Source organism: Mesorhizobium sp. M1182 (assembly GCF_040318335.1).
Lineage (GTDB): Bacteria > Pseudomonadota > Alphaproteobacteria > Rhizobiales > Rhizobiaceae > Mesorhizobium.
This window is the reverse complement of the sequence record NZ_JAMYMD010000036.1, coordinates 23,897-49,181: the sequence shown is the minus strand read 5'-3', so window position 1 is coordinate 49,181 and position 25,285 is coordinate 23,897. Positions and strand designations below refer to the sequence as shown.

22 protein-coding genes and 3 pseudogenes are annotated in these 25,285 nt (G+C 62.6%); 6 read left to right on the top strand and 19 right to left on the bottom strand.

Translation table 11 applies throughout. The features are described from left to right. Window positions 1-985: 985 nt before the first annotated feature. Window positions 986-1,297, top strand: a complete 312-nt coding sequence (locus NKH33_RS28095) for a DUF736 domain-containing protein (RefSeq protein WP_352922510.1) — start codon at window positions 986-988, stop codon at window positions 1,295-1,297. 86 nt (window positions 1,298-1,383) lie between these two features. Here NKH33_RS28095 and NKH33_RS28090 read toward each other — a convergent pair whose 3' ends face one another. After that, window positions 1,384-1,917 carry a Ros/MucR family transcriptional regulator gene (locus NKH33_RS28090; RefSeq protein ID WP_352542837.1) on the bottom strand — a complete coding sequence of 178 codons (534 nt, stop codon included), beginning with the start codon at window positions 1,915-1,917 and terminating at the stop codon, window positions 1,384-1,386. Window positions 1,918-2,241: 324 nt separating this feature from the next. Next, on the bottom strand, window positions 2,242-2,943 hold the full coding sequence (locus tag NKH33_RS28085; RefSeq protein ID WP_352922543.1) for a hypothetical protein: 702 nt from the start codon (window positions 2,941-2,943) through the stop codon (window positions 2,242-2,244). Between the two features lie 946 nt (window positions 2,944-3,889). On the opposite strand from NKH33_RS28085, the pseudogene NKH33_RS28080 reads away from it, so the two are divergent. Continuing rightward, window positions 3,890-5,994, top strand: a pseudogene (locus NKH33_RS28080) (DUF3363 domain-containing protein). Window positions 5,995-6,228: 234 nt separating this feature from the next. On the opposite strand, the gene NKH33_RS28075 reads toward NKH33_RS28080, so the two are convergent. Then, complete coding sequence (locus NKH33_RS28075) at window positions 6,229-6,492, bottom strand: helix-turn-helix domain-containing protein (protein WP_352922508.1); 264 nt, start codon at window positions 6,490-6,492, stop codon at window positions 6,229-6,231. Between the two features lie 124 nt (window positions 6,493-6,616). On the opposite strand from NKH33_RS28075, the gene NKH33_RS28070 reads away from it, so the two are divergent. Further along, window positions 6,617-7,315, top strand: coding sequence for a hypothetical protein (locus tag NKH33_RS28070; RefSeq protein ID WP_352922506.1), 699 nt, complete (start codon window positions 6,617-6,619; stop codon window positions 7,313-7,315). 94 nt (window positions 7,316-7,409) lie between these two features. Here NKH33_RS28070 and NKH33_RS28065 read toward each other — a convergent pair whose 3' ends face one another. The 15 genes and pseudogenes from NKH33_RS28065 to NKH33_RS27995 all read right to left on the bottom strand — a co-directional run bounded on the left by NKH33_RS28065 (window position 7,410) and on the right by NKH33_RS27995 (window position 20,738). Continuing rightward, window positions 7,410-8,138 carry a hypothetical protein gene (locus NKH33_RS28065; RefSeq protein WP_352922504.1) on the bottom strand — a complete coding sequence of 243 codons (729 nt, stop codon included), beginning with the start codon at window positions 8,136-8,138 and terminating at the stop codon, window positions 7,410-7,412. Between the two features lie 208 nt (window positions 8,139-8,346). Then, window positions 8,347-8,541 (bottom strand): annotated as a pseudogene (locus tag NKH33_RS28060) (hypothetical protein); the annotation flags it as partial. Between the two features lie 127 nt (window positions 8,542-8,668). Next, window positions 8,669-9,014 (bottom strand): annotated as a pseudogene (locus NKH33_RS28055) (ATP-binding cassette domain-containing protein); the annotation flags it as partial. Between the two features lie 7 nt (window positions 9,015-9,021). Further along, window positions 9,022-10,041 carry an ROK family protein gene (locus NKH33_RS28050; protein WP_352922502.1) on the bottom strand — a complete coding sequence of 340 codons (1,020 nt, stop codon included), beginning with the start codon at window positions 10,039-10,041 and terminating at the stop codon, window positions 9,022-9,024. After that, entirely contained in the window at window positions 10,041-10,763 is a 723-nt protein-coding gene (locus NKH33_RS28045; protein ID WP_352922500.1) for a ribulose-phosphate 3-epimerase, read from the bottom strand. Before NKH33_RS28045 ends, NKH33_RS28050 begins: the two co-directional genes overlap by 1 nt. Continuing rightward, window positions 10,760-11,587 carry an alpha/beta fold hydrolase gene (locus NKH33_RS28040; RefSeq protein WP_352922498.1) on the bottom strand — a complete coding sequence of 276 codons (828 nt, stop codon included), beginning with the start codon at window positions 11,585-11,587 and terminating at the stop codon, window positions 10,760-10,762. The genes NKH33_RS28045 and NKH33_RS28040 overlap by 4 nt, the downstream gene beginning before the upstream one ends. Further along, window positions 11,587-12,405, bottom strand: a complete 819-nt coding sequence (locus NKH33_RS28035; protein WP_352685814.1) for a sugar phosphate isomerase/epimerase family protein — start codon at window positions 12,403-12,405, stop codon at window positions 11,587-11,589. Before NKH33_RS28035 ends, NKH33_RS28040 begins: the two co-directional genes overlap by 1 nt. Continuing rightward, window positions 12,405-13,481 carry a Gfo/Idh/MocA family protein gene (locus NKH33_RS28030; protein WP_352685812.1) on the bottom strand — a complete coding sequence of 359 codons (1,077 nt, stop codon included), beginning with the start codon at window positions 13,479-13,481 and terminating at the stop codon, window positions 12,405-12,407. Before NKH33_RS28030 ends, NKH33_RS28035 begins: the two co-directional genes overlap by 1 nt. Before the next feature lie 4 nt (window positions 13,482-13,485). Further along, on the bottom strand, window positions 13,486-14,307 hold the full coding sequence (locus tag NKH33_RS28025) for a sugar phosphate isomerase/epimerase family protein (RefSeq protein WP_352922496.1): 822 nt from the start codon (window positions 14,305-14,307) through the stop codon (window positions 13,486-13,488). Between the two features lie 188 nt (window positions 14,308-14,495). Then, complete coding sequence (locus NKH33_RS28020) at window positions 14,496-15,338, bottom strand: carbohydrate ABC transporter permease (protein ID WP_352922494.1); 843 nt, start codon at window positions 15,336-15,338, stop codon at window positions 14,496-14,498. A gap of 5 nt (window positions 15,339-15,343) precedes the next feature. Further along, window positions 15,344-16,240 (bottom strand): carbohydrate ABC transporter permease, encoded by an 897-nt coding sequence (locus NKH33_RS28015; RefSeq protein ID WP_352922492.1) that lies wholly within the window; start codon window positions 16,238-16,240, stop codon window positions 15,344-15,346. Window positions 16,241-16,379: 139 nt separating this feature from the next. Beyond that, a complete protein-coding gene (locus tag NKH33_RS28010; protein WP_352922490.1) occupies window positions 16,380-17,627 on the bottom strand; it encodes an ABC transporter substrate-binding protein in 1,248 nt (415 codons plus the stop codon). 120 nt (window positions 17,628-17,747) lie between these two features. Beyond that, window positions 17,748-18,893, bottom strand: coding sequence for an ABC transporter ATP-binding protein (locus NKH33_RS28005; protein ID WP_352773594.1), 1,146 nt, complete (start codon window positions 18,891-18,893; stop codon window positions 17,748-17,750). Between the two features lie 90 nt (window positions 18,894-18,983). Further along, entirely contained in the window at window positions 18,984-19,934 is a 951-nt protein-coding gene (locus NKH33_RS28000; protein WP_352922487.1) for a PfkB family carbohydrate kinase, read from the bottom strand. 3 nt (window positions 19,935-19,937) lie between these two features. After that, on the bottom strand, window positions 19,938-20,738 hold the full coding sequence (locus NKH33_RS27995) for a beta/alpha barrel domain-containing protein (protein ID WP_352501446.1): 801 nt from the start codon (window positions 20,736-20,738) through the stop codon (window positions 19,938-19,940). A gap of 162 nt (window positions 20,739-20,900) precedes the next feature. Here NKH33_RS27995 and NKH33_RS27990 point away from each other — a divergent pair, with 162 nt between their 5' ends. From NKH33_RS27990 to NKH33_RS27980, 3 genes are all read left to right on the top strand, one after another. Then, entirely contained in the window at window positions 20,901-21,662 is a 762-nt protein-coding gene (locus NKH33_RS27990; protein WP_352501408.1) for a DeoR/GlpR family DNA-binding transcription regulator, read from the top strand. A 253-nt stretch (window positions 21,663-21,915) separates the two neighbouring features. Beyond that, window positions 21,916-23,064 carry a Gfo/Idh/MocA family protein gene (locus NKH33_RS27985; RefSeq protein WP_352819272.1) on the top strand — a complete coding sequence of 383 codons (1,149 nt, stop codon included), beginning with the start codon at window positions 21,916-21,918 and terminating at the stop codon, window positions 23,062-23,064. Between the two features lie 15 nt (window positions 23,065-23,079). Further along, complete coding sequence (locus tag NKH33_RS27980) at window positions 23,080-24,069, top strand: alpha/beta hydrolase (RefSeq protein ID WP_502906777.1); 990 nt, start codon at window positions 23,080-23,082, stop codon at window positions 24,067-24,069. Here the strand turns inward: NKH33_RS27980 and NKH33_RS27975 are convergent. Beyond that, window positions 24,057-25,079: a LacI family DNA-binding transcriptional regulator gene (locus NKH33_RS27975; RefSeq protein WP_352922538.1), complete on the bottom strand. Its 1,023-nt coding sequence runs from the start codon at window positions 25,077-25,079 to the stop codon at window positions 24,057-24,059. The genes NKH33_RS27980 and NKH33_RS27975 overlap by 13 nt on opposite strands. Window positions 25,080-25,285 lie beyond the last annotated feature (206 nt).

Below are 25,285 nucleotides of genomic sequence, written 5' to 3'. Positions count from 1 at the left end.
CAACAGACGATATGCCACGATACGCCCAATTTGCGTAGGTAGCGAGCGCAAAACTTGCTACGCCGAACGTCCCGCCAGCGCCTCGCTGTCATGGAGACTGTTTACGGGGTTGCGAATGGCCAGTTCAAGTTTGCTGCGGCCGGACCCACCCGCTGAACGTCCGCTATCGTTCTTCGGACGCCAAAAGCCGCCATTCCGCTGTCGGCCCCAAAATATCGAGACGTTCGTACATCGGCGCACTGCGTCAGCAAGTGGCGCGTTGTGCCGTTTGGAATGGATGCCTTGGGGCAAGATCGCTGATCAATATAGGGTCAAGCAGCATAGGATTGCAGTCTGGAACGCGGATTTCGGATCATTGACGAAGCATAAGGCAAATGAGCCGCCGATGGAGAAATGGCTTTGGCCATCGCTCGCACAAATACAATCTGTACCAGAGCGTGGCCGCCCACTCGCAATGGAGCGCGTCACCCACCTCCTGAACTGAACTGAACTGATCCGGTCCGCCCAGCTTCACGGCGCGGCCCAGCTCCGCTCGCCGGCCATCTTGGCGCGGGTACCTGGAGCGGCATCATCATTCTCATGGTTGAGGTGTGGGTTAGCTGTATTGACCGCCAAAGCGCTCATGACAGGGCTGGGAAGCGGGTGACTGATCGCGGTCGCCGTTGTGACTGTCTGTCCATCCTAGCTACGCCCATGGCGCCCTCGAATGGATTGGGTCTGACCGAAGACCGTTTTCGCTTGGCTCAACCTCGATCGTCTTCCCGCAACGACGGCGCTTCGTTTTCTTCCCCTGGCCGTACCACCCCACCCGGCACACCTGGCGGGGACCCCGGTTTGCGTCCATTCCTCGCGGCCCAAGAAAGTCTCGCGGCGCCGTCTTCCACTTCGTTTCAGCTGCTTTGGGTGCGGCCCGATCGCCCCCGGTCTCAAGACCACCATCGAGGCCGCGATAGGCGCGGCCCGAGAAACAGAAGGAACCATCACAATGGCGACGATCGGCACATTCTCCCGCACCGCGAACGGCTTCTCCGGCTCAGTCAAAACCCTGAACCTCAACGTCAAGTCGGTGACGTTCACGCCAGCCGAAGGCGACAATGAAAAAGGTCCGGACTTCCGCATCTTCGCCGGCGCCATCGAGTTCGGGGCGGCATGGAAGAAGACCTCGCGCGAGGGCCGCGACTACCACTCGGTCAAGCTCGACGATCCGAGCTTCCCCGCTCCGATCTATGCGAGCCTGGTCGAGACCGCCACCGAGGGCGAGTTGTCGCTCATCTGGTCCCGCCGCACCGCACAGTGATCCGACTAAACACGCAGCCCCGCGCAAGGCGGGGCTTCGCCATGGTTCAGGTCCTACAGCGTGGCACGTCCGCCAGCTGCAGCACGCTACGCTTTGACGGGTGTCTTGCGCGCCTTCTTCACCGGCGACTTGACTGCCCTTGCGGCTGTTGTCGCTGCTGCCGCGCGAGCAGCTCGTTTTGGTTTTTCTGCCGCAGCTGTTTCTGGCGCTGCCGCCTTGCGTCCCAGGCCTATTGATTTCGCCAGGGCCGAGCGGGTGGCCGCGTAGTTCGGCGCTACCATCGGATAGTCGGAGGGCAGGTTCCATTTCTGCCGGTATTCGTCCGGACTCAGATTGTAATGCGTTCCGATATGCCGCTTCAAGGATTTGAACTTTTTCCCGTCTTCCAGGCATATGATGAAATCAGGTGACACTGACTTCTTGATCGACACCGCCGGCTCCAGCTTGGCTGCGGTCGCAGCCACAGGTCTGCCGATCCCTTGCAAAGCGACATAGACATCCCCGATCAACTTCGACAACTCGCCGACCGGCAGCGGATTGTTCGAAACGTAGGCGGAAACGATGTCGGCGGTGATTGATACGAGATCAGCCTGGTCGCTTGGGTCTGGAGAAACGGTCATCGAGTTTTCCTCTTGTCTGACGGCTCTAATAGCGCGCGTTGAAACGGATGGGCTGTTTATTGCCAATCAGGCAAATAATTCGTTGTTCCGCAACAAACCTCATTCGTCGCAAATATCAAGCCGGCAAGCTTTCGCTTCCATCGTTCTGCCCGGCTGCGGACAGAGTTGCTGATAAACCGGTGAAAGCTGCTGCACCGCAGATCGAGCGATGAACATGCGCGTACAATCTTTATCCTCTCGGCACTTGGCGGCGCGGTCCTCCTCGCGGCGGCGGCGGTGAATTGGAGCTTCGGGCGCAATTCATCTGGAACGCGTCGGCGACGTTCAAGTTGCCTGAACCTGTTCGGGCCAACGGGTCCGGCAGGCACATTTCGGGCGGCGTGGCGCTACATCTAAACCGCGCCTGGGTATAGTCGAGGATCTCGCTAATGCTCTCGCAGATGCTGGGCAGGGTGCCGCCGCAACAACGCGCGGCGGATGATCGGGCAGCGGCCCGCGCTTTGGTTGCGCTTTTCCGGGTTCGCTACGGCGCGGAGTGATGGTCGCGCCTTCGCTGATATCGCGTTCGATGTGGTCGGGGTCCATTGCGCTCGGAATCCGAGAAGGGATCCATCTTTCAGCTGCTCCTGGATCAGTATGGCGAGCCCGTCGAGCCTCTTGACGGTCGGTATGACCGAGCGCCAGATGCATCTTCACACCCGCCGCAACGACGATCATGATGCGTTCTCCCTTACCGCGAGATGCCGCTTGACTGCATCCGCATTGCTGCCGACGGACGCAAAGACGCGCCGCCCGTTGTCCAGTCGGACTGCCACCATGCCGTCCGGCGGCCGCACGAGATTGCACAGGGGAGCCGTCGCCGGCGTTCGTTTTTTCGCCCCATGGATGAGCGCAACAGTTGCCAATTGCGGCGTCTTGCGAGCGGTCAGGCCGAAACTCGACACGCCAGCGGAAGGCCGTGCTGGTGGCGACTCCATGGCGGCGGCAACCTCCGCCACTGACACCAGGCTTCTCCGTCTCCTGCACAATCGCCTGCTTCTGCGCGTCGCTGAAGCGGCGCCGGTCCGACCGCCCGTCAACCCGCAGTCTCAAGCGATTGGCGCCGCACGCAATCAGCGCTGCTTAATTGAGCCCGGGCACTCGGATGCAACAGAGATCGCCAGTCCAGTTCGAATTCGAATTCCTCAAGACGAGCGCGCCATTTGCGCAGCGCATGGGGGCGAAAGCCCGAGCGCCACGGCATATTCGGCAGGCCCCAATCCGCTCCAGTTCATCGCCTCCACATGCATGCCCCAGAACGCCTGCAGAGCAAATCGGATCGTGTCCGTACGCACGCTGTAGCAGTAGCGGCGCGGGCTCTTGCGTCGCTTCGGCGGCCCTTTCTTGCCCCGCTTTTGCGGCTTTCCCCGCGCAATTTCCGCAGATATTCCGCACGTTTGCGCCGATCTTCCGCGCTCACCGGATGACGCACCCACAGCTTGAAAGTCGTCATCGAAAGCTTGCGCCGGCGGCAATATTCCTCCACCTCAAAACGGCCCCCGATACCAGGTCGCGACATGCGTCGACCAGTACGAGTTGTCGGCCTTGTCCCAGGAACGTCGAGGCACCGCCGAAGATCCTCCTCGATAAGAAGGAACCCCACACGTTGCGAGATTGCACTAGGTGTGCAGGATCCGGACGGTTACAGAGTGCGGAGAGGGACAGCAAGATAAAGCGAGCTGGCGCTCGCCTCGCTTCGCTCGTAAGTGCTTGTCTGCACATTGTTTTTCCTGCCCGTGCCGACCTCAGGCAGAATGACGTGAGGTGCGGGGCTGACAGGCTATGGCTATGCTGTTGATCCGAAACGCAAAACTATCGTGCCGCAGCGATGTGCGATCCGCCATTCTTCGCCGCAGCAAGTCTTTGCGCGCCGTAGCACGCTCTGCGCTCCGGCCATCTTGAAGCACCAAATCCGACTGCCGATGCTGTCGGCATGGCAGATCGTGACAGCGACCAATTCCAGGTTCGCACTGGCCGGATGCGGCATGGTGGCGCGCCGGTCAATTCACGGACGCTGCCCTTCGTGCGCCAGGTCGAGATTGCCATCCGCAAGCAAGGCGGCAACCCCAATCGCATGGGCGGAAGTGGTCGCGCCGGGAAGGGGAGTGGCCGCTTCAATGCCCGCGGCCGCGGCGGCAAGGTGGTGGCCGGGTTGCCAAGGGACGGTGGCGGGTGGAAGCAGGACTCCAATGGCGTCCGCTTTCGTTCCCGCCGCGTCGTGGTGAAGGCGCGCGTCGTCAAGCTGCCGGCGCGAGGGAAGGCGACCACCGGGCGCGCCCAAAAGTTCGTGACGACGAGCAAGGCCGTCGATGCGCATCTGCGCTATCTCCAGCGCGACGGCGTCACCAGGGACGGCGAGAAGGGCAGGGTGTACTCGGCCTTCGACGACGAGCCCGACGGCAAGGCCTTCGTCGAGCGCGGGCGCGGCGACCGACATCAATTCCGTTTCATCGTCGCACCGGAGGATGCCGCCGAGATGGAAGACCTGCGCTCCTTCACCCGCGATCTCATGCGGCAGATGGAAGCCGACCTCAACACGCGACTCGACTGGATCGCCGTCGACCATCACAACACCGGCCATCCGCATACCCACATCCTGGTGCGGGGCGTCACCGATGACGGCAAGATCCTGAACATCGCCGGCGACTACATCGCCCATGGCATCCGCCATCGAGCAAGCGAGCTGGTGGAACGGGAACTCGGCCTGCAAAGCGAGATCGAGGTCGCCCGCAAGCTGGCCAACGAGGTGGAAGCCGAACGGCTGACCCGGCTCGACCGCATGCTGATCGCCGAACAGCACGAGCACGATCTTCTCGATCTCCGTCCCAATGCCAGCGACAGCTACACCATTTCCAGCAACCGCTATCTGCTGATCGATCGGGCGAAGAGACTGGAGCACTTCGGCCTGGCGAGTGAAATCGAGCCCGGCCGATGGGTGGTCTCCGACAGGGCCGAAAGTACCTTGCGCGCGCTTGGCGAGCGCAACGACATCATCAAGACCATGAGCACGGCCTCGCCGATGAACGGGGCGCGGCGCAATATGCCCTGCACCGGCGAACCATCACCGAAGCGGTCGTCGGCCGCGTGCTCGCCAAGGGTCTTGCCGGCGATGAGATGAGCGATCGGCTGTCGCTCGTCGTCGACGGTGTGGACGGGCGCACGCACTATGTCGAGACCGCGGATGCGGCAAAGTTCGACGACATCCAGCGCGGCCATATCGTGGCGCTTGATCCCATCCTGCCGAAGGAGCAGCCGCGTGCGGCCGACCGCAACATCGGCAGCGTAGCCGGCGAGGACGGTGTCTATCGGCCGAGCAGACACCTGGAGGCGATCCGCGAGACATTTTTGGAGCAGGGCAAGGACCCGGACGCCTTCGTCCGTTTCCATGTTCGCCGTCTCGAAGCGCTGCGGCGGGCGGGCCATGTCGAACGTGTCGACGAAGACCACTGGCGCGTTCCAAAAGACCTGTCCGAGCGCGGCATCGCCTATGATGCCCGCAGCCGCGCAAAAGACTTCTCCGTCCGCGTGCTTTCGACGCTCGATCTTGACGCGCAGATCGGCAGCGACGGCGCCACCTGGCTCGACCGGGAGCTGACGGCCAAAAACCCCGTTCCGCTGGTCCGGTCAGGCTTTGGTCTCGACGTGGACAACGCTCTCGACAGACGGGCCGCCCAGCTCGTCGGGATGGGCCTTGCCGAACGCGATGCGACTACCCGGACGATCACCTTCTCGCGCGACCTCGTAGCCACGCTGGCGCGCCAGGAGGTCGCGCGCGTCGGCAAGGAAATGGCCGCTGCGCGCGGCCTTACCTTCGTGCCCGTACAGCCCGGCAACCATATCGGCGGCACGCTGCTTGGCTCGGTCGGTCTTGCCAGCGGGCGCTTCGCCATGCTGGACGATGGTCTCGGGTTTCAGCTCGTTCCGTGGCAGCCAATGCTGGAGAAGCGCATCGGCCAGCACATCACCGGGCTCGTGCAAAACAGCGGCGGCATCGACTGGAGCTTCGGCAGAAAACGCGGGGTCGGAATCGGGATGTGAGGAATGCTCGCGCCGCAAAATGCGCAGGTGGGGCGAGAGCCGTAATTCAGATCTGCCGGAGAATGAACTGTGTCTCGACCGCGCGTGCGTCGATTGTTCCCAACTTGGGCACTCACTCGTATCAGGTCTCCCGCGACGACCCACAAACGCGCCGCTCCATAGGGCGGACACATCTGCGCCACTTTCCCTGTCCCTGTACGCCTTTGCGAAAGGGAGCCGGTCCATACAAAAGGATCACAGTTTGCCTTTTGCATCGTCTGATCGACGCGCCAGGCGAACGCCAGCACCGCCGCCGTTTTCCGGAATGAATTCGACACCGGCAGCTTCTAATGCTGCAGTTAGCGCCTCTAGAGTGGTCTGCCTCGAAGCCGTTTGGGCATTCTCAATTCTGACGAGCGTGCGAACGTTTATCCCGGATGCGTTGGCCAGATCCTCTCTCGTCCAGTCAATTAAGGCTCTCGCTGCACGAAGCTGGTGGGCCGATATGTCCTTTTTCATGACATTCTTCTTGATTAAAGTCACAAAAAGTGACATATCAGGAGGGCAACAGAGGCGGCCGCACGAGGTGCTGGTAACACCCTGAGCGGCCTGACCACCACCCAAGCTGATTGGAGCTCGGATCATGGCTGATTCCGACAATACCACGACTCTGCCGTTCGTCACCCGCAGGAGAGTGCTTGCGGGAACAGTGGCGGCAACCACCGCGTGGACCCTTGAAGGGAACGCGTTTGCTGGCGAGGCCAGGATGACGAATGTGCCCCCCGACCCAGCGCTGGCGCTTTGGCGGGAATGGGAGACAACCCACAAGCTGACCGAGCGGCTTTGCCGCAAGCAGCAGCGCCTGGAGACGAGGCTTGTCTCGAACGTCGGCTTTCCTTGCGCAACCGTGTGCCTGCCCGAGGGTGAGGATGTGACGGTCCACTCGATCGAGGCGCTCAATGAAGTGCTCGGCAAGCGCCCGGACACAGCGGATCTCCGGGAAAAGGCCGAAGCTGACCTCGCGGCGCATAAGGCACGCTGGGACACGGCTGCGGAGGAGGGCGGCTATGCTGCGGCCCTTCGAGCTGAGCGCGAGGCTGCCAATCGGGCGCAGGATCTGATGCAAGCGCTCTCAACGACGCCTGCCACGAGTGTCGCTGGCGTGGCGGGCAAGCTCGATGCCGTGTTGCGCGAGGGTGAGGCCTGGGTGGAATGCTCCGAGTTCCCTGGCCGCAAATCCGTTCGGCGCTCAGCGATCTGGTACGGATCGCCCAGCAGACGACTGACGACGAACCGCCCGCACCTGGCGGGCTGGCACCCGTCTCCGCGAGAAACGGCTTAAGAGCCGGTTGGCCTCGTAACGGCGGCTTGCTTGACTGAGATACGCGGCTGATCTCTTCCGGTCGAGTGGCTGCGCGGAAATAAGCCACCCATTTTCATGACTTACGTCGTGGCAGGCCATTTTGTTTTGGGACGCAATTCTCGGGGAGCGGCTGTCTTTTGCAGAATTGGGGATCGGTGAAATCCAACTCTTCGACTGAGCCGGTGATCAAGCCCCAACTGCGCTGCCGATCGATCGGGACTTCATAAAAGTCGTCGCCGCCATGCTTGAAAGCCTCATCCTCCAGCGCGACGGCTACGCCCATTTCCCGGAGATATTGCTTCTTCTCCAGGTGAGCATTGGCTAGAACTTTGGCAACCCTCTTGGCGGACTTTATTTGAGTGAAGGTCCTGTCGCCATTTGAGTACAGGACGGCTTGTCCCTTGTGGACCGCGATAAAGTTGCGGTCGCTGTTGAGCCTTTTGACGCAACCAGCAAGGAACAAGGGGCAGGCAGACAGGCAGTTGGCTTCTTCGAATCGACCTTGGCCGTCAATCTCTGGCATCGTGCGACAGACCGAGGCTTTGTCTTTGCAAACTACCGGTGAAGTCCCAATAGCGATTGTCAGCTTGTTCTTTCTCGCGATCCTGCCGAGTTCCTGGGCGGACTGACGGTCACCACCATTCGATGCCAAGACGATGGGCAGGTGAACTGCGCCGAGGCTCTTCAGCAGCTTGCGCAAAGCCGATGGGGACGAGGTTTCAATCGAACCTGCAGCGTAGATCCACGCAGGGCAGGTTGGTTCACATGCGGGGTCCGAGTTCCGGATCACCTGGAAGGTCATGACAGTATCCGGGGCCCATGCCAGTGCCGGCATCTTCGGCAGTGCTGCAAAAAAGGCCACAGTCAAGAGCACAGCACGGCAGAGAGATCGAAAGAAAAGCAAAGCCGCCCCCCGGAAGCATTGTTAGAGAGCAATGAGGTGAACGTTGCACGATGTCAACTCGGTCGATTCATCCGTCGCTCGCGCGCCGTTTTTCCGAGCCAAAGGAAGCTGTGATTGCGGCGGCATATATGCCGGTGTTGACATTCGTGTCGCCCGCCTCGACCCGTTGCAGGGTCGAGCGCGAGGTACAGGCGCGCTCGCCACCCGCGCCATTGGGAGCCGCCGCCGGGCATCGTGGATATTCGCTCCCAGCCTGTGCAGGGCGTCTGACCGCGGCCGGAGGATTGTTGGGAGTGGGCATTGACACCTTTGCACTACTGATTACGCCTTAAGACTCTTGAGATGGACATTCTCGCAAACGGCTACCGATCCGCGCGTTGTCGATCCTCCGCAGAGCGCAGGCTGCGGTCAGGAGCCACCATTCCGGATACGTCGGCCGCCTCCTTCACCTTGCGCTCCCGCTCCTGCGGCGGCACCCCAGCGATCTTCAGTGCGAAGCCCCCTATTCTCGGCCAAGCTCATATGCGGATAGGCCGCATAGGAATGGAACACCATGGCCAGCCCACGCGCGGACGGGTCGATGTCGTTGGCGCGCACGCCGTCGATCATGAGGTCGCCTGCGCTGATCCTTTCCAGCCCGGCGATCATGCGCGGCAGCGTGGACTTCCCTCAACCGGACGGGTCGACGAAGACGATGAATTCGCGGTCCTCGACGTCGAGGTCGATGCCCTTGATGATCTCGGCGGCTCCATAGGATTTGCGCGCGCCGCGCAGCTTGAGCTCAGCCTTGGCTTGCCTCCCTGGCGCCGGTTGTCGTCTCCTCGTTCTGCACCATCGCCAGCGCCGTGCCGGGCTCGCCCTCCCATAGGATCAGGCTCGCCGCGCCGACTAGGCCCGCCCGGTCGCCAAGTTCGGCCGGAACGATCGGCACGTCGCGATAGGCTTGCATGGCGCGGTGCTCGACGGTCGCCCTGATGGTCGGTGCCAGGAGGTCGAAGCCGTTGGAAAGGCCGCCGCCCATGACGATCAGGTCGGGCGAGTAGAGATGCAGGAGGTTGGTGAAGCCGATGCCCAGCCACCGCGCCTCGGCCTCGACCAGTGGGCGAGCCGCCACATCACCCGCCCGCGCGGCCTCGACGACGTGTCGCGCCGAGACGTCGCCATTGTTGGACAGCCGCCGGAGCAGCGAGCCGTCGCCCGGCGCGGTCAGCCGTGTCGCCCGGCGTCCGAGCGCCGTACCGGAGGCGACCGCCTCGAAGCAGCCGACGGCGCCGCAGAAGCAGCGGTCGCCTTCGCCGGTGATGGTCATGTGGCCGATCTCGGCCGCCAGCCCGCGCCTGCCGTGATAGATGTGGCCGTCGGCGATGACGCCGCCGCCAATGCCGGTCGACACGGTCACGAATACCAGCGATCCGGTGCCGCGGCCGGCGCCGAAGCGCCATTCGCCGAGGGCCGCCGCATTGGCGTCGTTCTCCAGCCGCACCGGCAGGCCGAACTGCCGGCTGAGGATGTCGATCAGCGGCACATTGTGCCAGCCGGCCAGGGTCGGCGGCCCGATGACGATGCCCGCCTTGGGATCGAGCGGCCCCGGCGCGCACATGCCGATGCCGACCACCTTTGCCCGCGGATGCTCCGCCAGCAGGGTGCCTGCCAGCGCGATGATCTGGCCGATCACCGCCTCCGATCCCGCGGCTGCCATCGTCGGTGCCGAAACCCGGGCGATGACATCACCGCTGCGTTCGACGAGCGCGCCGCGCAGCTCCGTGCCGCCGAGATCGAAGGCAAGCGCAAGCGTGCTCATCAGGCGGCGACCTTCAGTCCGTGCAGCCAGGCCATGCGCTGCGCAAGGTCGGGATCGCCGAAGGCAAGCGAGCCCAGCACAACCGTCTCGGCGCCGGCGGCGCGCAGCAGCGGCACTGTCTCGTGGCGGATGCCGCCATCGGCGGCAAGCACGATGTCGGCCTCACGGCCGGCCTTCCGCATCAGCGCGCGTGCCTCGATCAGGCGCGGGCAGGCCTGATCGGACAGGCTCTGCCCTTTGACGCCGATGGAGGTGCCGAGCAGCGTCACGAACGCCACTTCAGGCAGGAAAGGCGTGACGACGCTGACAGGCGTTTCCAGCCTGAGCACCACGCCGGCTTCGGCGCCAAGCTCATGCGCCAGCCGCACGGCGCGAAGCCCCGCTTCACCATTCTCGGCATGCACGCTGATCAGGTCGGCGCCGGCCTCGATGAGCTGCCGCGTCTGCTCCTCGACGATTTCGGCCTCGACCATCAGATGAACATGGATCGGCCTGGTCGTCAGCTTGGCGATTCGTGCCACCAGATCCGGAAAGAACAGGAAGCCGGGGGTGAAGCGGGCGTCGGCGACGTCGACGTGATGCAGATCGGCATGGGCCTCGATGCGCTTCAGGTCGCGCTCCATATTGGCGAGATCGGCCGACCACAGCGAGAATTCGCCGAGCAGCCGGTTGCGCGGCAGAGCGGCTATCGCGGCGGGGCCTGAGAGAGATTTGCTGGTCATGACGGAATGAGGCTCCGGACGTTCGAGTGGGCGTGAAGGAAGGCCGAGATCTCGGCGTGTAATTCGGTGAAATGGCTGGCGCTGTCGAGCGCCTTGGGGGTGATCTCGGCGAAGATCGCATTGGGGATGACTGCGGCGAGCGTATAGGCGGCCGACAGCGGGTGGACCGCGTCGCTGGCGTTGCCAATGGCCAGCGTCGGGATGCGCAGGGCGGCGGCGTCGCGCTCGGAAATCCCGGGCCCGTCGGCGGCGATGTTGGCGAGCACCTGCGCAAAGGCGTGGGCGTCCGGCCGGTCGAAATAGCCGAACAGCGAGGACAGGTTGTCGGGCGCCTCGCGGTAAAGCCGCGTCGCCGTCTCGGATTGCGCGAAGATACTCCGCGCGCTCTCGGCGCCACGGTCGAGGATGAGTTCGGCGACCTCGGTTATAGGCTGCATGTTCACCGGTGCTGCCGTGAACGTCCACGCCGGCCGCACCAGCACCATCGCGGCGACGCGGTCGGGATGGCGGCAGGCGAGGCGGAGCGCGATCGCGGCACCCATCGAGACGCCGCCGGCAACGAAGCGGTCGAGGCCGGCCTGGTCGGCGGCCGCGAGCACATCGTCGGCGAACATCTCGAACGAAAATGGCCGTCGCTCGCCAAGGCCGGAGCCGCCATGGCCGCGGCATTCGAGCGTGATGCGACGAAAGCCTGTGGGGAAGGTCTGCGCAACCTGCGCCTCGCCGCCACCCAGCCCGTGCTGAACGACGACCGCCAGCCCGTCGCCCGTATCGGAAACCCGAAGCGCGGCGCCATCGCGGAGCAGGATCGTCGGGCGCGCCATCACAGCAGCCCCTTGAGGAAACGGGCGACGCCGGGCGCTTCCCCGGCCGAAAGCCCATGCGTCACCAACGGCCCGTCGAAACCTGTCGCCTTCAGCCGGGCGATGAAGTCGGCGAAGTCGACGACGCCTTGCCCGGCGGTGGCAAACCGGCCGTCGGCGAAACGGTCCTTGGCATGGGCCATGGCGACATGGCTTGCCGTGCGCTCGACTGCAGCCGCAACCATGGCGCGCGCCTGCGCGGCATCCGCCTGTTCGAACAGGTTTGCCGGATCGAGCACGATGCGCAGCCGCTTCGAACCCATCTCGGCGATGAGCCGCATCGCGTCAGGAGCGGAGGTGACGATATTGGTCTGTTCGGGCTCGATCCCAAGATTGACACCGTGACGCTCGGCGAGTTCGAGCGCCTTTTCCATCTCGACCGCCATGTCGGTCCATGCCGAGGGATCGGCATTGTCAGGATGGTGCGCCCATTGGTCGTCACGATTGCGCGTTCCGGTGCAGAGCGTGACGAGCGGCGTGGAAAGCCTTGCGGCGGCTTCGATCACCATCGCCAGCCGACGCAAGCCATCGTCGCGTACCTGCTTGTCCGGATGCGCCATGTTGTAGGTGCCGGACAGCGCCACGAGACCGACGCCGGAGCTGTCGACTGCGGCATTGATTGCCCAGATCGCCGCTGCGGGAACATCATCCGGCATCGATGGCAGGCCGGCGCATGCGAGATTGAATTGGGTGACCGCAAAACCCGCGTCACGGACCGACGCCAGCACGCCGGCCGGCTCGCTGCCCGGGAAGGTCTTGGCGAACACCCCGATCTGCATCAGACCGCTCCCGTCACGCCAGCAATCTCGACGCGTTCGCCGCTCTCGACCGAGCGCGCGATCGCCACCATGGCGCGGATTGAGGCGAGCCCGTCGTCGACATTGGCGCCGCGCATCGGCTTGCCGTCGAGCACCGTCTCAGCGAGGCCTTCGAGCTGGCGGCGGAAGAAATGGCCGTCTGCGCCAAGCGGCTTGCGCGACGTCGCATCCTTCTCATGGAAGATGTCGACCTCGCTTGCGCGGAAATACCAGGGATTGAAGGTCTTCGCGATCACCGAGCCGTTTTCGCCATAGAGCTGGAAACCTTCATGCCAGTCCATGCGCACGGCAACCGTGAGGTCGAGATGGCCGAGCGCGCCATTGGCGAACTCGGTCTCGACGAACCAGCAATAGGCGCCGAATTTCTCGTTGAGGCGGGCTCGTACAGCGGTGATCTCGCCGCACAGGAAGCGCGCCGTGTCGACGAGATGCGAGCCATGCGCCAGCATGAAGTATTGCCTGAGATCGGCCTTCGGATTGCCGGCCGGCTTCCTCGCCAGCTTGCTGGTAATGGGCAGAGGTTGGATCGCGTCGGTGTTGGTGTAGCGATGGGTGGAATCGCAATACCAGGCCTTCAGCGCCAGGATCTCGCCCATCTCGTCGCGCACGAAATCGCGCGCCGCTTCGAGAGCCGGGTCGAAGCGCTTCATGTGGCCGACCTGCAGCACCTTGCCGGAGCGCTTGACCGCGTCGGCAAGCTTCTGGCCTTCCTCGACCGAGACGCCGATCGGCTTTTCGCAGAGAACGTGCTTGCCCGCCTCGAGCGCCTTGATCGACATCGGCACGTGATAGGCGTCCGAGGTGGCGACGATCACCGCCTCCAGCGCAGGGTCGGCGAGCATCGCGTCATAGTCGCCATACATCTTCTGCGGCTCGTAGGTCGCGCCCATACGTGCAAGCAGATCGGGTGCTGCGTCGCAGATCGCGTAGAGATCGGCATTGCTCGCCTTCACGCAGGATTCCAGATGCGCGAATTGAGCGATCGGCCCGCAGCCGAGCACACCGACACGAAGACGACGGTCTTTCTTGCGGATCATCGTCTCAGGCTCCGTAGCCGCGCATGGTCTGGCGGTTGGTCTTGACCGCGCCGGCCGGATCGGCGGCGGCGGTCTCGGACTCTTCCTCCAGCACCAGCCAGCCATTGAAGTTGGGTGCCGCACTGGCGATCTCGATCACCTTCGCGGTGTCGCAGACGCCCTTGCCGAGCATCGCCCAGGTGCCGCTCGCATCGACATCCTTCAGGTGCACGTAGCAGATGCGATCGCGATAGGTGGTGAGCGTGTCGGCCATATCCTTGTGGCCGCGCAGGATGTGACCGGTGTCCGGCACCCAGCCGACCAGCGAGGCATCGAGCAGCCCGAAGATGCGGTCGCAATCGGGGCGGTCGTAGAGCAGCGTGCTGTGATGCGAGCTCGGGTGCACCGCGACCTGGACGCCGGCCCTGCGGCCGAGTTCACCAGCCTTGTTGTAGACCTCGGCCGCAATGGCGAACTTGTCGTCGCGCGGACCGTCCGACACGACGGTGGCCGAGCCCATGGACACCATCGCGCCCGGAAAGGCGGCGGCGAAATCGATCCAGCGCTTGGCGGTCTCGAGGTCGGCGCCGATCTTCTCCTTGAGTGTGAAGCCGCTGTCCGAACCGAACGCGAAGGAGACCAGCGTCAGGCCGGATGTCTTCAGCGCCGCAGCGAACTCCGCCGGCTTGCCGGCATAGCGGCCGATCATCGTATCGGTGATCTCGATGCCGGCATAGCCGCCATCGGCGATCGCTTTGAGCAGGTCGTCGGGGCCGCCGGCAAAACGGTCTCCGAGCATTTCCCAGGTGAAGGTCTGGCAGCCGACTTTGAGGTCTTTCACGTTCATCCTTTCATTCCTTGATTCCACCTGCATAGGCCCTTCGATGATGTGGCGCTGGAAGAACGGCTCCAGCACGATCAGCGGCGCTATGACGACGCTTGAGGCCGCGGCGATATCGCCTGCCAGCAGAGAAGGTCCAATCCATCGATTTCGATGCGCGGCCTACTCCATCAGTTCTCTGTGGGAGGGACATCCTACTTGACCGAGCCGGCGGTCATACCGGCGAGGAAGAACCTCTGGGCAACGAGGTAGATGAGCAAGAGCGGTAGCGAGCCGAGCACGCTCATCGCCATCATCTGGTTCCATTCGAAGGCGTGCTGCCCCATCAACAGCTGGATGCCGATCGGGACGGTGCGCATGGACGTTGACTTCGTCAGCGTCAGCGCAAACAGAAATTCGTTCCAGCACAACAGGAAGGTGTAGACCGACGTCGCCACGATACCAGGCAGTGAAATCGGGACGATCACCCGCCAGAGCGCCGTCCAGCTGCTGCCGCCGTCGACAGCCACCGCTTCATCGAGATCGCGGGGCAAGGTGTTCAGATATCCCGTCATCAGCAGGATCGCGTAGGGCAGCGTAAATACCAGGTAAGTCAGGATCAGTGCGACGTAGGTGTCGAAGATGCCATACGAGACGACAAGCCCGAAGAAGGGGATCAAAAGCGTGATCGGCGGGATCGTCTGCGTGCTGATGATGAGCGTGTTGAGGCTGCCCTTGCCGCGGAAATTGAAACGGCTGAATCCATAGGCCGCCAGCAAGGCGATCAGCACCGTCAGCACTGTCACCGCTCCGGCCACGAAGTAGCTGTTGAAGAAGAAGCGCAGCTTTACCGGGTCGCCAAGGATGGCCGCATATGCTTCCAGCGTGAAGGCCTTCGGCAGGACGGTTGGTGGCAGGGCAAAGATTTCGGTATTCGACTTGAACGAGCTGCTCAGCATCCAGTAGATCGGGAAGGCCGCGAAAAAGAGCCCTGCAGCAAGCGCAACATGGAGCGCGACGGTGATCAGCCTGTCTTTCGGCGAGTGCCTTTTCCTCATGGTGACTACCGAGCCTTTTGATAGCGGATGTAGAACAGCGTCAGGCCGAGGGAGATCAGCAGGATGACCACGGCGCTCGCCGAAGCCTGCGACAGGTTGTAGCTCGAAAACGCCAGCTTGTACGTGTAGGTGCTGAGGACCTCGGTCGAATAGATCGGACCGCCGCCCGTCGTTATCCAGATCAATGGAAAGACCTGCATGGTCCAGATGAAGTCGAGCAGCGAGATGCTGATGATGATCGGCATCAGCTGCGGGATCGTGATGAAGATCAGCTTCTGGTAGGCCTTCGCCCCGTCGATATCGGCGGCCTCGTAGAAATCCTTGGGAATGCCCTGCAAGCCTGCGAGCAGGCTGACCATGAAAAGCGGGTAGCCCGCCCAGATATTGGCGAAGGTGACGGCGTGCAGCGCGGTCTCGGGCGAGGAAAACCACTCGACCTTGGAACCGATGATGCCCATCTGCATGAGAACGCTGTTCACGACACCGTTCGGCTCGAGCAGGAGGCGCCAGATCACGGCGATAATCACCGCGGTGAACAGCCAGGGCAGAATGTAGAGCACGCGCAGGATATTGCGCAGCGTCGGATTGACGCGGTCGCTGTTCAGCATGAGCGCGAAGATCATGCCGATGGTCATGTGGAAAACCACACTCATGCATGTGAAGTAGAACGTGTGCCACAGCGAAGCCCAGAACACGGGGTCGTCGAAGATCGCCTGGTAGTGTTTCAGTCCGGCAAAGGACGGGTCACGACGCAGCACCGCGCTGTTCTGGAACGAGTAGGCAATCACCGTCACCATCGGCAGCAGCATCAGAAGCCCGATTATGAGCAGCGAGGGCGACAGATAGAGGTAGGGTGCGACCGCTCGTTTCAGCTTGTGGTGGGAGCGCTTTTGCCGGGTCATGTGCCAACCTTGGGATAGGCCTTCAGCGAGAAGGTAAGCTTCGGAAACAGGTCCATCTCAAATTGCCGATCCGTTGTTGCCGGGTGGCCTGCCCGAAGTCAGGCCACCCGGTCGAACATAGCAAACGGGAACAGGCCGATCAGAATTTCGCCATCCAGCCCTTCTGAGCGGTGGCTGCAGCTTGTTCCGGAGACTGCTCGCCGGCGAGCATCTTCTGGGCTTGAACGTCGAACTGGGTCATCAGGTCTTCAGCCACCGGCAGGCCCGTGAACTCATTGGCGAGATAACCGGTCTTGAAGATTTCGAAAGCCTTGCCGAAAGCTTTGTCCGAGGTCACGAAATCGGGTTTGGCGTTGACGTTGCCCGGGAAGGCGTTTGCAAGCGACACGAGCTTGGCGTTCACCTTTTCACTCATTAGATATTGAACGAGTTTCCAGGCTTCCTCCTGATGTTTCGAGGCAGCAGAGATACCGATGCCCCAGGAGGCATAGGGAAGGCCGCGCTTGCCGGTATAGTTTTCTACGACCGGGACCGGGATGAGGTCGAAATTCAGCTTGGGGTTGCGTTTGCGGATGAGGTTCACATGCGCGAGCGAGTCGATCATCATCCCGACGCGGTCGTTGACGAATTCCTCGACCTTTTCCTGCTCGGTCTTGGTGGCGATGCCGGGCGAGACGGTGCCGGCGTCGTTCAGTGATTTGACGAAGGTGAGCATATCCACCACCGGCTTGCCCTCGAGAGCGGGCTTGCCGTTCGCCATCATCGACTGACCCGAAGCCCAAACCCAAGACATCATGTCGTTCTGGACGCCGGATGGCGTTTGCAGCGACAGGGGCAACACCCAGCCATACTGGTTCTTGTCGGCGTGCGTCATCTTCTTGGCGGCTTCGAGAAACTCCGCACGGGTCGACGGCAGCTTGGTCACGCCTGCCTGGGCGGCGAGGTCCAAATTCACGAAGACCGGATAGACGAAGGAAGCCACGGGAAACATCACCGCCTTGCCGTCCACCTTGATGATGTCCGCGACCTGGCTCTTGTCGAAACCACTCGCATCCATCATCGGATTCATGTCGGCGAGTGCGTTCTGCGCATTCAGATTGTTCACCCAGGCGCCGTCGAGACCGACGACGTCGCTGAGCGTTCCGGTTGCGGCACCCACCGAGATCTGGTCTCGCGTGGTCGCGTAGGGGCCGCTGACCAATGTCACCTTGATTCCGGGGTTTGCGGCCTCGAAGTCATCCATGATTGCCCTGAGCGAGCCAGCCGGCAATTCAGGCTCCCACCATTGGGTGAATTCCAGCGTTGTGTCCGCCATGGCGCTGGTTGCGCCAAGCAACCATGCGGCCGCGGCTATTTTCAGCATCGCGGGTTGTATCCGAAACATCATTTTCTCCTCCTTCTACAAGATCGACCGCACAATGCGGACGATCGTCTGGTTTATTCAGAAGCCTTCTTGCGAGTATCTTTCGCAGGCGCCTCCCTCTCGCCTACGGTCTGCTGCAGATATTCAGATCGCCAGATGCGTCTCGGGATCGAAGAAATGGAACTTGGCATCATCCACGGCCAACCGGATTTCCGAGTCGGAGTGGATGGCGCTGGCCGGTTCGAATCTCGCCACCGCGTTCGATGCCAGGCCAAAATCCTCCGCTGCGTCCGGATCGCCGGAGTCCACCCGGACCGCGTCGATGTTCAGGTGGACGATATGTTCAGAGCCGAGCTCTTCGATCGAAGTCACCTTTGCGGGTATCGTCTGATAATTGCGGCCGGATTCGAGGCTGCTGTCATAAAGATCCTCGGGCCGTATGCCGAACACGATCTTGCGCCCCTCATAGGACCTCAGAGCGGGCCTGCCGACGAACGCTGCATCCTGCAATCGGATGGCGAAGTCGCGAAAACCGAGCTCGCCGCCCTTTAGGTTCGCTTCGAAAAGGTTCATCGACGGAGAACCGATGAAGCCGGCGACGAAGGCATTCACCGGCGACTCATACAGTCTCTTGGGTGTGTCGACCTGCTGCAGCACGCCGCCCTTCAACACCGCGACCCTGTCGCCCATCGTCATCGCTTCGATTTGGTCGTGGGTCACGTATATGGTCGTTACGCCGAGCTGCTTTTGCAGGCTGGTGATTTCGGCGCGCATTTGAACACGCAGTTTCGCATCGAGGTTGGAAAGGGGTTCGTCCATGAGAAAGGCGGCCGGCTCGCGTACCATGGCGCGGCCCATAGCAACCCGTTGGCGCTGTCCGCCTGACAGGTTCGCGGGTTTGCTGTCCAGCAAAGACGTCAGCTGAAGGGTTTTGGCGATCTCGTCCACGCGCTTCTTGCGCTCGGCCTTCGGCTTGCCTGCCAGCCGCATCGAAAAGGCGATGTTTTCGAACACCGTCATATGCGGGTAGAGCGCGTAGCTCTGGAAGACCATCGCGATGTCGCGGTCCTTGGGCGGCATGTCGACGACGTCGACTCCGCCGATCCGAAGGCTGCCGCTGGTGATGTCCTCCAATCCCGCGATCATTCGCAACGCGGTGGATTTGCCGCAGCCGGACGGCCCGACGAGAATCAAGAACTCGCCGTCCTCGACCGATAGGTTCAATTGGTCGATTGCGCGAAAATTGTTCCCGTAAGTTTTGCAGATATTCTCTAGAATGACTTCTGCCATCTTCCTCCCTCCACAAGTATAAGCCAATGATTCTTATAATTTTCCTCGGCTTGTGTTCACCTGCGAAATGTTTCCTCGGATAGTTTCAGGCTATGTTCCAGTATCGACATATGCATTTTTCAGTTCGACTGCTGACGGCGCGTTCGTCGATGCCAGGAGTTCCGTGACCTGGTCGTCGGTCGGAAGCGCCTCGCGCCCGCCACGCCCCGTTATCGAAAGGGCCGCCGCCGCGGCCGCGAATGCCACCCGGCCTGCGGTGTCGGCTCCGCGCATCAACGCATGCGCGTAGGCGCCATGAAAGCAGTCACCCGCGCCGGTCGAGTCGACGACCACAACCCGGTGCGGGGGCAGATGCCAGAGACCTGTCTCTTCACGCCCGCGATAGTACACGCCCCTGCCGCCATCGGTCAGAACCACGGCGGACCGCGACGGCGACCACAATGCATCGAGCATCTCGGCGGGCGATCGGCGCCCTGTGGCAGTCCGTGCAAAGCCGAGGGGAAGAATGAGATGGTCGCAGAGCGCGATCAGCCGCTCCGTGGCTGGGCCGCAGCTCCATTCGATATCGCCGAGGATCGCAAGGCCGAGATCGCGAGCGCGAGCCACGACATCCAGCGACCGGATCGCGTAGCTATCGACGATCAGGACAGTCGCGCGGCTGAGGACCTCGTCCGGGAAGTCCGACGCGGTGCCCAGCATCGCGTCGTCGTCATACGCGATGAACCGTTCCCCGTCCGAGCCGACGGTAATGCGCGAGCGCACCGGGCGCGCGTCCGGGTGGCGCGGCGCGAATTCGGTTTCAACTCCGCTCGCAACGAGATCGCGCAGCACGGCGTCGTCAGCGGCGCTGCCCAGCCATCCGACGAACCCGGCGCTTCCGCCGAGCCGCGCGACGGCGGCTAGCGCCGTCGCGACATTTCCCCCGAAAGACCGGGCACTATGCAGAACCTTCCCCTTGCCCGCCGACAACGGCTGATCGACATAGACGATGTCGTCGATCGCAATAGCGCCGAAGCCGAGGATTGAAGGGACGGTGGGCATCGTTCAGGCACCCGCCTTTGCCAGGGCGTCTTGCGCCGAAAGGCCGTCATGGATGACGCCCCGAAAGGCAAGCGCAGCCTTCTCCGGATCGCCATGCCCCCAGAGATTGCGGCCTACCACGGCACCGCGTGCGCCGGCACGGATGGCGTCCGCCGTCTGCTTAAGCGCGCCGAGCAGCGTATCGGTTTTCGGACCACCCGCGATCACAACCGGCACCGGGCAGGTCCGGACGGTCTCTCGGAACGACTCGAAATCGCCCGTGTAGCCGATCTTGATCACGTCGACGCCGGACTCGTAGCCGATGCGCGCCGCATAGGCGATCTCGTCGGGGGTGAAGACGATTCTTGCTCCGTCGGTGAAATCGCGTGGGTAGATATGCGCCACCACAGGCATGCCGTAGCGCGCCGCCGCGTTTACCGAATCGGTGAGCCAGCGTATGTATTTGCCCTCGGTCGCGCCGCGCACCGGAATGGCCACGGCCAACGCATCGGCCCCGGCGCGCACCGCATCCTCGGGCGTTGCGATCAACTCGCTGATGCGATCGTCCGGAGTGAAGCAGCCCGCCTGAATCACCAGAGAAGCCTTGCCCGCATATTGCGGCCACAGATGGCGCGCGGTGCCAGGCTGGATGCTGACGTAATCGGGTCTGCCCGCCATGACGCGTGCAAGCGCACCCGGCAGGTCGGCAAGGCCGCCTTTGCGCACGTCACCATAGCCGACGAAGTGGTCGACGGCGCCGCCAAAAAGGTTCCCCGATGGATGCGAGAAGAGGCGCGCAAGACGCACCTTGGTTCCTAGGCTCATGAGTGCAAAATTCCCCAATCGTTTGATTTCAAAATCCTGGACCCAGTGTTTCCGAAAGAAATAAGAAAAACAATCTTTCGAAAGCTTTCGAATTTGCGTATTTTTGCTAAGGTGAGCCGAGGCCAGAGCGGTTGCTTGGCGTAGGGAGGCAAGGGCAGGGCAATGTTGTCGGAGCAGAGACGCCAATCGATCCTGGGTGAGGTGCAACGCAGCGGACAGGTTCGCACGAAGGACCTGTCAGACGGGTTTGGCGTGTCGGAAGTCACGGTGCGCTCCGACCTCGAGATACTGGACCGAAAGGGACTACTGACCAAGACCCGTGGAGGGGCGGTGACCCGTACCACCGATTCGACTACGGCCGCGTTCGCCCGGCGGATGCAAGCGAACCTCGACGCAAAGAAGCGCATCGCGCGGGCGGCGGTAGACCTCTTCGAGGACAACCAATCGGTCATCTTCGACGGCGGCTCGACATTGATGCAGCTTGCCATGCAGTTACCGCCGCTCAGCAATGTCGTGGTCGCGGCCACGGCCATGAATATCGTGCAGCACCTTATGCATCGTCCCGGGCTCGACGTTCATATGATCGGCGGCCGGGTCTATCCCGACACGGTGAGCACACTGATCACCGATGCCGATACGGCTCTCGGCGGCTTGGTGGCGCATCAGGTCTTTGTTGGAGCGCATGCGATAGACTCGTCACTGGATGTGGTCGACGTGAACGAAGACATGGCGCGAACGAAGCGAAACCTCGTTCGCATGGCCCGGCGCGTTGTCCTCCTCGCCGATTCGAGCAAATGGGGCGTCAGCGGGACCTCCAAGGCATTTTCGCTGTCGGCCGTCGATGTGGTGATCACCGACGATGGCCTGCCCGGTCCAATACGCAGCCAGCTTGATAGGATCAGGGCCAAGGTGATCTATGCCTGAACCCGTCTCGGTTCCTACCGCGACGGAAAGATCCAGTGCGCGCATGACTCACGGGATTCGCATCGGCCGTTGGCCGTTTTTCATGTCAGTCATGTTCTCCTCCTCAAGGCTGGCGGCCTCCAATGCTGCGCCAGCGTTTTCACATGCTCTATAAAAATTTTACGCGCGTCAAGATTTAAAATGTTATATAGCGGCTTTCGACTATGAACCTTGCCGTAGCCAGGCCATGACCGCGTTAGAGGTACGATCTGAAATGCACAGAAAATCAAAGACAAAGCTCGGCGTCGGCGTCATCGGATGCGGCAACATCTCGATGACCTATTTGCGCAATGCGGCTCTGTTCGGCGGGGTAGAGCTCAGCGCCTGCGCCGACATTTCGGCCGATATGGCTGCGCTGCGCGCCAGGGAGCATGGCATCCGCGCACTCGGCGTCGACGCGCTGCTGGCCGACCCGGACATCGATCTTGTTCTCAATTTGACGATACCGGCGGCGCATTTCGACATTTCGCTTTCGGCGCTTTCGGCGGGAAAGCACGTCTTTACCGAAAAGCCTTTGGCGACATCGGCCGCCGACGGCCGCCGGCTGGTCGAGGAGGCGAGGGCGCGCCGGTTGCAGCTCGGCTCGGCTCCCGACACCTTCCTCGGCGCTGCCGGCCGGCGGGCGCGCCGGCTGATGGATGAGGGTGCGATCGGCCGCGCTGTGACCGGCACCGCCTTCATGATGGGGCGCGGCATGGAGCACTGGCATCCCAATCCGCAATTCTACTATCAGCCAGGCGGCGGCCCGGTCTTCGACATGGGCCCTTACTACCTGACGATGCTGGTCAACCTGCTCGGCCCGGTCGAGCGCGTCATGGCGATGGCGACGCGCGGTCAGGAGGAACGTCTGATATCAGCCGAAGGTCCTTACAAGAACACCAGCTTCAAGGTCGGCACGCCGACCACCATCCTGTCCCTGCTGGAGTTCCGCTCTGGCGCCACCGTCACCTTCGGCGCGTCCTGGGACGTGTTCAAGCACTCCAACCATCCGATCGAACTGCACGGCACCGAAGGCTCGCTGCGATTGCCCGATCCCGACACATTCGGCGGCACAGTTTCGCTCTCGGCGCGCGGCGACGACTGGGCCGATTTCGCCAGCGAGGCCGAACTCTACGGTGCGCGCAACTGGCCCTATGTCGCACCCGACCGCGCCAACTACCGCATGCTAGGCGTCGCCGATCTTGCGCGGGCGCTGGCCGATGGGCGCAAGCCCCGCGCCTCCGGCGATCTGGCGCTGCATGTTCTGGAGATCATGGAGGCGATCCTGGCTTCGGGCGAAAGCCGCGGCTCAATTGCCGTCAATGGGACCGTCGACCAGCCGCCGCTGCTCGGCGAGGACGAGGCGGCAGGTCTGCTTGCCTGATGGGGAGGGAGATCCATGATGACATCGCCTTCAGCGCCGTCCCTGTCCCCACTCGACCCGGAAGCCCGGCATGTGCTCGAGCTCGGCCGGCAGGCCGACGCCTTGCCATTCGAGACCGGTACACCGCAACAGGCACGCTGTGCCTACGAAGAAGGCCTTCCGGACCAGCAGGGTGAGCGCGAGCCGGTGGCTTCGGTCACTGAGCGCGCCATCCTTGGACCCGGCGGTTCGCTGACGCTCAGGATCTATCGCGGGCAGGACGCGCCTGATGCAACTGCCCCGGCGCTGCTTTACCTGCATGGCGGCGGCTGGGTGATCGGCAATCTCGATTCCCATGACGAGATCTGCCGCTGGTTCGCCAATATGGCGGCTTGCGTCGTCGTTTCGCCCGCCTACCGGCTGGCGCCGGAGCACAAATTCCCGGCCGCGGTCAAGGATTGCCGCGCCGTGCTCTCCTTCATACAAGAGGCACCTGGCGATCTCGGCATCGACGCTCTGCGCATTGCCGTTGCCGGCGACAGCGCCGGCGGCAATCTCGCCACGGTGCTTAGTCTTCTCGCGCGGGGCGATCCTATTCCGTTGACCGCGCAGCTGCTGTTCTATCCCAACACTGATGCCGCGCAGACGGCGGACAGCTATCGCCGCTTCGCCGAAGGTTTTGGCCTGACCGCCTCGACCATGGCCTGGTTTCGCGATCACTATGTCCGCTATGCCGCCGACATCGACGACTGGCGCGCCTCGCCACTCAGGGCGGAAAGCCTCGCGGGCGCGGCGCCAGCCTTCGTCGCCATCGCGGGTCACGACATCCTCGCTGATGAAGGCGAGGCCTACGCCGGGCGTCTGCAAGATAACGGTGTGCCGGTCGTGCTGCGGCGTTGGCCAGGCCAGATCCATGGTTTTGTTTCCATGGGCCGCCATGGCACGGCAGCGCGACAGGCCGTTGGCGCTGCGGTCGCCGCATGGCGCGGCTTCGATTCGGCTTTTGGGAAAGATCAGGCCGACTGACGCATCACCAGCGTCGCATCGAGACTGACTTTGGGTGGGATCGCCGTGTCGTCCTCCTCAAGCACCGCCAGCAGCATCTCGACGCTGCGCCCGGCCATCGAGGCGAAGTCCTGCGCCATGGTGGTGAGACCGGGGCAGGTGTAGCGGCTGAGTGGATGATCGTCATGGGCGGCTACCCGCAGGTCGCAATCGCCCTTGCGGCCGATCTTGAGTCCGCGCGCATAGGCGGCGGCCATCACGCCAAAGGCCAAGCGGTCATTGTTGCACAGGATGGCCTTTCCCGCCAGGCCGCCATTGTCGAGCATCGTTTCCGTCTGCTCGTAGCCGATCCGTTCGAAATCCCAAGTGTAGTCCTCGGTGTTGCCGATGACGACCGGCTCATGCCCGAGCCGCTTCATCGAGGCGACATAGCTCTCCAGCCGTTCCGGCGAGTTGTGGTTGACATGCGGGATGTCGAAATAGACCGGGGCGCCGCCGGACCGGCAAAGATAATCGACGATGGTCGAGACGCTCTGTGCGTTGTTGTTGCCGACGAACGGCGTCCCGCCTTCGAGATAGGTGTCGAAATAGACGACCGGGATCGCCTTCGTCAGCTTTTCCAGCGTGCGGTGGTCCGAGCGCACGCCGAGCGGTGCGATCAGCGCGCCGGAGACTTTCAGCGACAGGATCGTTCGCGTTGCCTCCACTTCGAGTTCGCGCGAGCCGTGCGAGGAGATCACGATCGGCCAGTAGCCCTCGTCGCGCAGCCTGAGTTCTATGCGGCTGACCATCTCCGAATAGAAGGGATCGGCCACCGTCGGCACCATGATGCCGATGCTGCGGGTACGCTTGCGGTTGAGGTTGCGCGCGAACAAATTGGGCTGGTAGTCGGACGAGCGCAGCGCTTCCTCGATGCGCTTTCGCGTCGCCGGCTTGACGCTGGTCGGATCGTCGAAATATTTCGACAAGGTCGGCCTGGAGACGCCACAGGAGCGGGCGAAATCCTCCATCGTCTTGTGCTTCATCGCCAGCGATTCCCCGCCTTCCGGAAACCTCGTTCCTTGTGCTGTCCGGCACCTACTTACGGTGCGCCGGCGTGCAACCGCAAGGCAAAATTTTACAGAAAACTGTAGCTGTTTTAACGCGTATAACAAAATTATTCCACGCGTGAATTTATTAATTGGCGCAAAAAGTGCAAGCCGTATTGACTCTGGATGTCGGTTGCCGCCAGGCACAA